The sequence below is a fragment of the Chryseobacterium sp. CG10_8 genome (assembly GCF_058117085.1).
Genome location: NZ_JBYVEB010000098.1, coordinates 1 through 10778, shown reverse-complemented (window position 1 = coordinate 10778; position 10778 = coordinate 1). Strand labels below are relative to the sequence as shown.

The 10778-nt window shown below is 35.1% G+C and carries 10 protein-coding genes and 2 pseudogenes; all 12 read left to right on the top strand.

Translation table 11 applies throughout. The annotated features are described in order from the left end of the window. Positions 1-1311: 1311 nt before the first annotated feature. Positions 1312-1407 (top strand): annotated as a pseudogene (locus tag AC4AGG_RS13275) (hypothetical protein); the annotation flags it as partial. A 1580-nt stretch (positions 1408-2987) separates the two neighbouring features. Next, positions 2988-3512 (top strand): annotated as a pseudogene (locus AC4AGG_RS13270) (RHS repeat-associated core domain-containing protein); the annotation flags it as partial. After that, on the top strand, positions 3427-3867 hold the full coding sequence (locus tag AC4AGG_RS13265; RefSeq protein ID WP_489772492.1) for a hypothetical protein: 441 nt from the start codon (positions 3427-3429) through the stop codon (positions 3865-3867). The pseudogene AC4AGG_RS13270 and the gene AC4AGG_RS13265, both read left to right, overlap by 86 nt. 34 nt (positions 3868-3901) lie before the next feature. Then, positions 3902-4291, top strand: coding sequence for a hypothetical protein (locus tag AC4AGG_RS13260; protein ID WP_489772491.1), 390 nt, complete (start codon positions 3902-3904; stop codon positions 4289-4291). Between the two features lie 333 nt (positions 4292-4624). Beyond that, on the top strand, positions 4625-5263 hold the full coding sequence (locus AC4AGG_RS13255; RefSeq protein WP_489772490.1) for a hypothetical protein: 639 nt from the start codon (positions 4625-4627) through the stop codon (positions 5261-5263). 66 nt (positions 5264-5329) lie between these two features. After that, positions 5330-5875 carry an RNA polymerase sigma factor gene (locus AC4AGG_RS13250; RefSeq protein WP_489772489.1) on the top strand — a complete coding sequence of 182 codons (546 nt, stop codon included), beginning with the start codon at positions 5330-5332 and terminating at the stop codon, positions 5873-5875. Then, entirely contained in the window at positions 5853-6632 is a 780-nt protein-coding gene (locus AC4AGG_RS13245; RefSeq protein ID WP_489772488.1) for a hypothetical protein, read from the top strand. Before AC4AGG_RS13250 ends, AC4AGG_RS13245 begins: the two co-directional genes overlap by 23 nt. Before the next feature lie 88 nt (positions 6633-6720). Continuing rightward, positions 6721-7758, top strand: coding sequence for a porin family protein (locus AC4AGG_RS13240; protein WP_489772487.1), 1038 nt, complete (start codon positions 6721-6723; stop codon positions 7756-7758). A gap of 76 nt (positions 7759-7834) precedes the next feature. After that, positions 7835-8215: a hypothetical protein gene (locus AC4AGG_RS13235; RefSeq protein WP_489772486.1), complete on the top strand. Its 381-nt coding sequence runs from the start codon at positions 7835-7837 to the stop codon at positions 8213-8215. A gap of 23 nt (positions 8216-8238) precedes the next feature. After that, positions 8239-9417, top strand: coding sequence for an acetyl-CoA C-acyltransferase (locus tag AC4AGG_RS13230; RefSeq protein WP_489772485.1), 1179 nt, complete (start codon positions 8239-8241; stop codon positions 9415-9417). Positions 9418-9599: 182 nt separating this feature from the next. Continuing rightward, positions 9600-10067, top strand: a complete 468-nt coding sequence (locus AC4AGG_RS13225; protein ID WP_489772484.1) for a hypothetical protein — start codon at positions 9600-9602, stop codon at positions 10065-10067. 3 nt (positions 10068-10070) lie between these two features. Next, positions 10071-10778 (top strand): fibronectin type III domain-containing protein (locus AC4AGG_RS13220; protein ID WP_489772483.1); only part of this gene is annotated, 708 nt, incomplete at its 3' end.

The window sequence follows — 10778 nt, the reverse complement described above, 5'->3', positions numbered from 1 at the left end:
AAATTAGATCAGGGCGAAAACTTAAGAAAAGTCCAATATTTTGCAGGACACAAATACGCAGACACTACTGAAAAATACAGAGAAACAGGAATAGAAGCATTACAAACCGCAATAAATCAGTTCCATCCAATAAAGTAAATAAAACTCCAACGCTTGCATTTTAGTTAAATATCCCGCCCTCAAAACAAAAAGACATTTTCCGCTGAAGCTCGTCCGAAGCTTTTCCAATGCTTTAAATGCCACAGCAAGTTACATAATCAAAATTATAGTTATACCCACCGCAAAACAGAGAGTTCGTCCAGTTCCTTCCCTCACAATGCCGACGATACCTATAATTTGGGATTATGTAAAATGCTTTCCTACGCTTCGTTTTTGAAAAAAAACTACGCTTCCAACGCTTTTAGCCAACGCTTCTCCAACAACTTTCCCCAAGCTGAAAAAAGACTTTTTTTGCCAACGCTTCCCACCCGAAAAATAGGAAAAATGCTCCCACGCTTTTTGCCAACGCTCAAATATTAAAATGTGGATAAATCCTGAGCGAAATCCACCGCTATTTTACCCACATTTTAACATTTACAACAGCGACAACAACAGATTTTTTTCTTTTCAAAAGCAGAGCATCAGAGGAACACGAGCAGGAAAAAATTTTAGCAATGGGAAAGACTATTTGCGGAGCGGAAACATAAAATTTATTATGGGCGAAAATTTGCAATTTTTTTGACCATAATATCCCGCATTTTATGTTAATATAGGCTTTTTGGCGGGGATTTTTTCCTGCCTGTGTTCTGTATAATAATCCACCAGAACCAGCAAATAAATCATATATTTGCAAAAGAAGTCCGCAAAGGCGGACTTCCAACAACTAAATCAAACGAAGTGATTGCGCTACTATTGTTCACGCAATCACTTTTTTACTTTTCCCGCATTGCTTGATACAACAACCAATACAGCCATCGCCATAATAACGAGGAAAAGCATTCCGAGAAAAAGGATTTTGTCTTCCATACTGCAAATATAATATCAGGTTTTTATAAAAATCGTTTTGCTTAAATCGAGTTACTTGCTTTTTTAAAATCATATAGCACTGTTTTATTGTTTTCAACATCTAACAGCAACTCTATCATCTTTTTTTCAATTGAAAAGAAAAAATGATTAAATTTGAAAAGCGAGCAAGAGCAGACGATTACAGTGTAAAGCCTCGCACGAAGAAACCTGAGTAGGAACTTTTGGAAAATGTGAGCGGAGTTATACAACTACAAATACCAAGAACAAGAGTTACAAGAGACTGGTTTTTATAGCTTTAAGTGGCGTAATTACCTGCCTGGTGTAGGAAGGTTCTTTAATATTGATCCGCTTTCAGAAAAGTATACTTATAACTCTACCTATGCACCTTACATAGAGAGCTAGAAGGACTTGAGGCTGTTTCTGCAGAAGAATTTAATAAAGGGCAAACAACAATAGTTGTTGTCGGCTTAGGTCGAGCATCTATACAAAGTGATGGCACTAAATGCACTCACAAAACATTGCTTGCTAATATGCCTCCAAATATGCAATTAGATCCCGGTCCCGAAGGGTTGTCCACATTGTGAAGTCATTTCACGGACTCGTGTTCGTCGGTTAAAGTTGTCGTCTATGTATCTTCTGACAATGGTGACACTCCTGTTGATATAGCTCAAACAATAAGAAACTACAAAAGTATAACCCCAAATGGTAAAGTTGTATTGATTGGACATAGTTCAGGAGGAAGAAATATAGAAACCGCACTTACATTATTAAACGATAATGGAATAAGATAAATTTGGCCGTTGCACTAGAGCCGGTACATGTTAATGCATGAGGAAAAATGTCCCTTTCCAATAATGTTTCGAAAGCAATAACAAGTTCAAAAATCGTTTAAAATATTATAAATGTTAAATCTAGAGAAGATTCTGTGTTTAGTGGAAGAATAATTTCACCTATGTTGAATAGCCAGAAATCAGCCAATCTGAATCTGCCTGGAACAGATCATTCAAATATGGATAATTCTTTTACTCCATATTTGATACCTATGATTCATAGGCTTGATAACGGAGTTGATCCTATATTTTGGTGATCTAGAGTTAATTGGGGAAACTTTAAAGTCATTAATCAAAAAGAATAAGATGAAGGATCTTAAATTTATAAATAGTAAGGTAACATGTATAATTCTAAGTATATTATCCGTGTATGGATTTCTTAAAATAAAAATTTCTTATAGTGGGAAACATGCTGATAATATCTATTCGATAATGCATGAAAGTTTTAACTTTTTTGATTTTAAGAAAAATTTCAATTTTTCAGATTATCCAAATAATTCTAGTAATCTATTTTTAGAGATACTTTTGATACTTATATTATTTTTAGCCTCTTCCTTTTTTTATAAAAAAGCAATGGTATATCTATCTTCTTTATTGCTAATAGTAATATGGGTTAAAAATCTGTATTTATTTAACGGAATAATAGATTCAAAAATCTATATTATTTCTTCCACTCTATTTTTAGTCTGTATATTTTTTCTCAACTCAATTATTTCTCTTGTTTCCTCTAACAGGGCTTCCTCTAACAGCAATTAATTTCGTTTTTCTTTTATAAAAACAAGGCTTTACAATGTAATTCGCTGTTTTGCAGCTATTTGTGTAAATGTATTTTTCCATACAAAGACTTACGAATATTCGTATGGCTTTGAGTTTCCCTCAATTAACCAACCCAAAGACAAGAGAAAATTAAATTGTTGAATCAAATCTGCTCAAATATTACAATTTGTACCCACAGCAGAAGGCTATTATAATTTCGAAAATAATACATATATTTAAACTATGTTTACCATTTAGGCAACACAAGAATTAGTTACTTTAGAGGAAGTAACGGAGTAGAAGTTCTCGAAGAAAACAATTATTATCCATTTGGACTAAAGCATCAAGGATATAACAGCTTAGCTGGTAATCCTACCTATCTAGTACAAATACAACGGCAAAGAACTCCAAGAAACTGGAATGACAGCAATGGACTTTCGTCATTATATGCTAGATGTGGGTAGATTTATAGGAATAGATGCTCTTTCGGAAGCATACCAAGACCAAACTCCTTACAATTTTTCACTAAATAATCCTGCAAATTTTTCGGACCCAACAGGACTTTATACTAGTGATTCCAATGGAAACATCAGTACATCCAACCCAGATGAAATTAGCCAATTGATGGGATATTTCAAAAAACGAGGAAGCGTTTCGGGGGTCAATGACTTTGTAAAAGGTAATTCTGATTTTACACAGGAACTTCCAGAGGTGGTAATTAAGGGAAAAGCAGGAGGTGGCAATGGTGTAAGAAATCCATTTGGTGGACAATTTGGCGCTTATAATCTTGCAGTATTTAATAGTCAAATGGGGGCTTGGGTAGCAGAAGGACACTATGATTATAATCGCTATTGTAGGGGGTTATGTTGCTATTGGTTACACGTCTTTATCCGGTTATGGTGCAATAGGTACTTATGCTAAGGGAGCAATTAAAAGAGGAATAGTTGATCTCACCGCACAAGCTACAATTAAGGGAACGGTAGATTGGAGACAATTTGGCATCAATACACTAGTAGGAGGAGGAAAAAGTTACGGGCAGATGGCGAAAATGACCACTGCCAATTTAACCTTGAATACGGCAAATAATGTTTGGGGGTCATATCGTAAAGGACAAGGCTATCAAGTACAAAAAGATTTTGGTAAAAATACGGGAAAGGCTTTTACAGGAGCAATCGGAAACATGGTTGGTATTCCTGGTGGAACAGTTACAGGAATAATACTTCCGGCGATTTATATGAATGGTTTTGATGTTTATTGGGATAATTATGATTTTTAGAAATGTGATAAAGATAATATTAAAATATTGGTTATTGATTCTTGTTGCACTTTGTATAATATTAATCTTTTCGATTTATCTAACATCTTATTATCAAGCAAAAGATGTATTGAAAAATTCAAAATATACAATAGGAGTAATGACAAGTAATTGGCATCATAAAAACAATCGTGGTGTTGGAACAGATTTTAAATATCAGGTTGAAGGACATATTTATGATCGAACGACCTTTTATAGGCTAAGAAAAGGGGAAAGATATTTAATTATATACGATTCTTTAAAGCCTGAGAATTGTTTTGTATTAGGAGAAAATAAAGTTTCCGATAGCATCAAAGTTACCTACAATGGCTGGAAGTTTAATGAGATACCTATTCCAATAGATTCGGCAGATTTAAAAGTTTATTTTAAGAAATTGGGGGATTAAGGATTAATAACAGCTGTAGGAAAAACAAGAGCTAGGTAATGTCTCAAAGTTATTGCCCCGCTCTGCGGAGTCTCCCGACTTCGTAGCGGCTACGTCTAACAGCTTGCAATTTTAGTCTACACTTATAAAAACGGTTTTTAATAGTGTAAAACTTTGTTTATTAAGCACTTGTAAAAACATATTTTTCCATACCAAGCCTTACGAAAAATCGTAAGGCTTTGGTTAATAAAAAATTCACCTAAAATTTGGCGGATTTTTGTATTTTCGGAAAGCCAAACTATATATTTGTTATATAAGACTTAAAAATTATTGATAACTAAAAAACACCTTGTTATGAAACGAACTTTTACTATTCTATTATTACTTTCTTCGATTTTGGTTTGGTCACAAAAAGATGATATTGCCTTTATGGGTGGAGTGCACTTTACAAAAGCTTCAACCAAGAATATGGTAGGCGGAGAATTGGGTGTCCGTTACTATGTAACAAATCAGCTTTCTCTTGGAGGCGAACTAATGTATAGTGGAAGGAAGTTTGGTTCTATTTATGGTTTTGAAACTGACCGGACTTTTCTAAGTAATTTTGCATTTAATGCTTTGGTTCAGTATGATTTTTTGAAAAACGAACGTTATATTGCGTCCGCCTTTCTTGGAAATGGGATCAATGTAATTGGACTTTCTAATCTTAACGAATACTACATCAACGAGTCTTATGATGAAGAAGGTAACCTTATTGAGTCTACCGATTATGAAAATCTCAATCGCGACGCGTTCTATATTTTAACCCCTGGATTAGACTTCTCATTTCGAGTTGCTACACTTGGAAAGGTCGAAAAAGTTGGGATGTATTTCACTTCTCGTGCTGGTTATCAACTTGGATTTGGCTATGATAATTTAGCTTACAGAAATAATCCAAGTCATCTTACTTTTTCCATTGGTGTCATGTTTAAGGGTGCCACTAATTCCGATGAATAAATATTTTTTTTTCTTTTTTCAGGCAACCATTTTTATTTCGCTGCGTCTTATAATTAGAAAGACACAATGGAGAATAACTTAGAGCATATTTTTCTACAACTAAAGCAGAACGACAGATCGGCTCAAAAAGCCTTATTCGAAATGTTCTCAGGAAAAATGCTCCACATATCAAAGTCTTATGTTGGGAATCTTCATGACGCGGAAGATGTGATGATACAAGCTTTCTTCAAGTGTTTTACCAAGATTGATGAATGTAAAGAGTGGAAATCTTTTCCTTTTTGGCTAAGGAAGATTGTTGTCAATGATTCTATCAGTTTTATAAGAAGAAACAAAAATGTTTTGTATGCTAACTCAGAAGAAATCGAAGATATACCTGAAGAAATAGAAGATGAAACATTGGACGAGGTTAATCTCGATGAAATTTTTGCTGAAATGCCTTTAGGTTACAAATTGGTGTTTAACCTATATGTTTTCGAAGAGAAAAAGCATCACGAAATTGCTGATATCCTTAATATCAGTGAAGGTACCAGCAAAAGTCAATTGAACAAAGCCAAGAAATGGCTCGTAGAATTTTTAAAAAAAAGTGAAAATGTCCGACAAAATTTGGAATAACATCAAGAAGTCTTACGATGAAGCTGAAGAGCAAGTATCAGAGGATTTGTGGGGTCGATTGGAGTCGCAATTGGATTCGGTTTCTGAAGAGGAGATTCCTACTGAGGTTACTTCTAAATCAAAATTTAGATGGATGAAGTACGCTGCTATCTTTTTGATTATGTTGAGTGTTGGTGGACTTTTGTATTTTAATCAGGGTGGAAATTTGCCCAATCAATTATCAACAAACAAGGATGATGGAGATTCGCAAATTGAAAGTGAGAGTGTAAAAACTACCACTGATAATGTATCTCAAAGCATAGTTGCAAATGATTCTATTGAAAATTCTAAAGCTGTTGTTAATAATAGTAAATCTACTCATACTGAAGCTCATAAAGATAAAGAACGCCCGTTGGCAGGAAGTTTAATTCAATCAAGAAATGAAACTTTAGACATAATCAAGGAGAATCCAAAACGATTGGTTGATAATGTTATAGAGAAAAATCAAGATGTAGAAAACAAAATACAAGTTGAATCAAAAACTAATGACAATAACTCGACTGAAAACAAGTCTTTGGCTCAAAATCAAACCTATGTAAAATCAAATGACTTGCTGTTTAGTAGAGAGCTTGAGAAGTCCTCCGATGAACATAGAAAGAATGAAAGATTTTCAAGTAGAATCGATTTTAAAAAAAAACACATCAAAAAACCCAATTCGGTAAGATTGCTTGGCTTCCAAGTCTATTCTGAGGATGTGGAGTTGTCCGTTTCACAATAATTTTTTTATAATGCAAAACGAATACTAATAGTTGCTCCCCAAAAGAGCAATATAGAAGAATATGTATAAAATTTAAACATTAAATATTATGAAAACTAAATTATTTTTAGCGATGGCCTTGGCTGGTGCTGTATTTTTAAAAGCACAAGACGGAACTCATCTGGAAAAGAAAATTAAGACTTATACCACTCAAATTGAAGAAATTGTTACTTCTGAGAAGGATAAAATGAATTCGGAGTTAGATGAACTGGAGAAAAAGTATAAAGATGGTAAAATGTCGGAATCTGAATATCAAGTACAGAAAAAGGAAATTGCAGATCGTTATGAAGTTACTATTAATGAAAAAGTAAATTCTCAAAGGACAAAACTTGATTCAATAACTCAAGAAACTGTTCAAGATGCAGTTTTTGGAAGGACTACAACGAAAGTGAAACATCCTAAGGATTATTTGAAAAGTAATGGATTGGTCCTTGGTGTAGGCTTTCTTAATTCTGCTGAAAATTCTTCTTCTTTCGATTTTTTTAATAATAATGATGAAATCAAGTTTGGACAGTCGGGGTCCTATGTTTTAGATTATCGTGGATCGTTTCAGGTAGGAGCCTACAAAAGTCCTGTTTTCTTTAGATATGGATTAGGATATAGAGGTGATTCTTATGTGACTCATAGACCGAATGTTTTTTCGCAAGAAGATGGAAAGTTATTTTTACAGGAATTTACAGGTGGAAGTATAAAAAAGAACCGAACATTTGTCAATATTCAGTATATACAGATTCCACTTGAATTTTCTTTTGTGCTTAATCCAAAGTATACAGATTATGAAGGTGTTAAGTATCTCGATGCTAAAAAACGTCAAATTAGACTTGGAATAGGAGCTTATGGGGCTTTTAAGATTGGGAACAAGATATACTATAAATATTCAAATGAAGATAGTGGAAAGAATATTTTCCAACAAAAAGTTGAAAATGGAATTAACCCGTTTTTGTTTGGTGGCAAAATAAGTCTTGGCTATGGTGGAGTCAATATATTTATAAAGAAGGATTTTTCAAGAGTTTTTAATGATGATGCTCTTTTGAAGAATAGATACGGACTACAATTCGGAATCGAGCTGTTTGATTTGCAATTCTAAATTTTTCAACATTCATATTAATAAAAACACACTTTTTGCGGGTGTGTTTTTTTTTGTATTTTGGCAAAGCAGATTTATGAGAGCAACACAATTAATAGGACTTGTAATGGTCGTCCTTGGGAGTTTCCTTCCATTAGTAAAGATTCCCGTGGTTGGACATTGGGATTATTGGGCAATGGACCATAATTTGGCGATTGCAAATTGGGCAATTTGTGCACTTGCATTGGCTGGTATTTTGTTCCAGAAGGGTTTTTTGGTGAAAATTTCTTCGGTTTTATTACTCCTTCTTTTTTGTTTTACTTTAATTGCGATCAAGTTTCAGTCTTTGGAATATTTCAATTTTTTACCAGTTGAATCTTGGAAGAATTTGGCTGCAAGCACTGTAAAGTTAAGTTGGGGTTGGATAGTTGAGTTTTTTGGAGCAATTCTATTGTTCGTTGGTAAGAAAAAGAGTTAAATTTTAAATAAATTATAATAAAAATGAAAGAAGTATTTATTGTTTCAGCGGTGAGAACACCAATGGGAAGTTTCATGGGTAGTCTATCGACTGTTCCCGCAACAAAATTGGGTGCCACAGCAATCAAAGGAGCATTAGATCGAATTAATTTGGACCCAAGCTTGGTTCAAGAAGTGTACATGGGAAATGTAATTCAGGCTGGAGAAGGACAAGCTCCTGCAAGACAAGCTGCGCTTGGAGCAGGTATTTCGAAGGATACACCATGTACAACTATCAATAAGGTTTGTGCATCAGGGATGAAGGCAGTAATGATGGCGGCACAAGCGATTAAAGCAGGTGATGTTGATGTGATTGTTGCAGGTGGAATGGAAAATATGTCTCAAATTCCTCATTACCTTAATGGAAGAAATGGAGTGAAATTAGGAGAAATTAAAATGCAGGATGGAATGTTGAGAGATGGACTTATTGACGTATATTCTTCTCAACACATGGGGAATTTCGCCGAATTATGTGCTTCCAAATATGAATTTTCAAGAGAAGATCAGGACAATTTCGCAGTGCAATCCTATAAAAGGTCAGCTGACGCTTGGAGTGCGGGTAAATTTAATAATGAAATAGTTTCTGTAGAGGTTCCACAACGTAAAGGTGAACCAATCATCGTATCTGAGGATGAAGAATACAAAAATGTAAAATTTGACAAAATAGGTTCTTTGCCGCCAGCTTTTCAAAGAGATGGAGGGACGGTAACAGCAGCTAATGCTTCTACTATTAATGATGGAGCCTCTGCTTTGGTTTTGATGTCTAAAGAGAAAATGGAAGAGTTAGGGTTAACTCCTCTTGCAAAAGTGGTTTCTTACGCAGATGCAGCCCAGGAGCCAGAGTGGTTTACTACTGCTCCTGCAAAAGCACTTCCAATAGCTTTAGGAAAGGCAAATATTGATATTAAAGATGTTGATTATTTCGAATTTAACGAAGCTTTTTCTGTAGTAGGTTTGGCTAACAATAAAATTCTTGGACTTGATGAATCAAAAGTAAATGTTAATGGAGGAGCAGTATCTTTAGGACATCCGCTTGGAAGTTCAGGATCTCGAATTTTAGTGACCTTGATTAATGTGTTGAAGCAAAATAATGGAAAGCTTGGTGCAGCTGCGATTTGTAATGGTGGTGGTGGAGCGAGTGCTGTTGTTTTAGAAAATATGTAATACTTTTTTGAGTAGGAATACTTATAAGAAAAAAAATATTTGTGTGTGAACCTCCCTTTTTTAGGGAGGTTTTTGTATTATTTGTATTGAATTAATAAATTTGTTTAAATTTTCGTAATATCAACTAAAAATACATGAAATATTTTCTTTAGATTTGTTATACTAAACATAATTTATCTAATATGATCAGAAAAACTATTTCCTATTTATCAGCGGTTGTAGCAATGCTTTTTGCAGGTTCAGCTGAAGCTCAGTATTATGAGATAGTTACAATTTCATCAGGCTTTAATGCCGATGTAATTGCAGAAGGAGTGGGGAGTTCCTCAGCTTCCACTTCTCACGATGTTGATGGGGTAAGTTTCGCCTTTGTTTCGAAGGATTTTCAGCTTACTTCTTCAAGTGCACCACTTACTTATGGACTCCCAGCCAATGGATTATTTACATCAGCTGTCACTTCAACTCCTGGATTGCCTTTCCAATTAGGTAGCTATAATGGGAACAATGTGTTGCGCATGCCAGCGGTTGGTGATACTGGTACAATGGTTTTCTCGACTCCAGTTGCAGCAACAACACTTTATATGATTGCTACAACGGGGTCTGGTACGAGTACAGTTTCAGCAACAATTAACTTTACTGATGGAACTTCTTAATCTGTGGCTTCAATATCGCTGTCTGACTGGTATGGTGCTACTAATTTTGCAATCAATGGAATTGGAAGAATTAACAGGACTACAGATGCGCTGGAAAACGGAGGTGGGACTAATCCAAGAATTTATCAAACCGCTATCGCAATTGATGCGGCTAACCAATCCAAATTGATCCAGAATGTTGTCCTAACATTACTTACACGATCAGGGACAAGTACGACAGCCAATATATTTGGTTTCTCGGTTAGCAAATATACCGACTGTCTTTCGCCAACTGCGGTTACTGCTTCCAATATAACTTCTGCGACTGCCGATATTAGTTGGTCAGCGCCTACGAGTGTGCCATCAGGAGGTTATGATCTGTATTATACCAATTCAGCAACCGCTGTCCCAACTTCGGCGACAACGCCTAATTTGACGGCTTTAACTGGAACTACTGCCTCTGTTTCGGGGCTAACTCAGAATACAGTGTATTATGTTTGGATGCGTTCGGTTTGTAATGGAGTTCCTGGTCCTTGGGCGTATTGTATGAATTTTCGAAGTGCTTGCGGAGTTTTTAGTGTGCCTTATTTTGAAAACTTTGATACCACAAGTACGGGCAGTTCTGCTAATAATAATGCCCCGCCTTGTTGGTCTTATTTAGAGACTTCAGGAATGGCGGCTTATGGATATGTTGGAACTACAAGTCCTTTTTCAAGTCCTAATGCATATTAT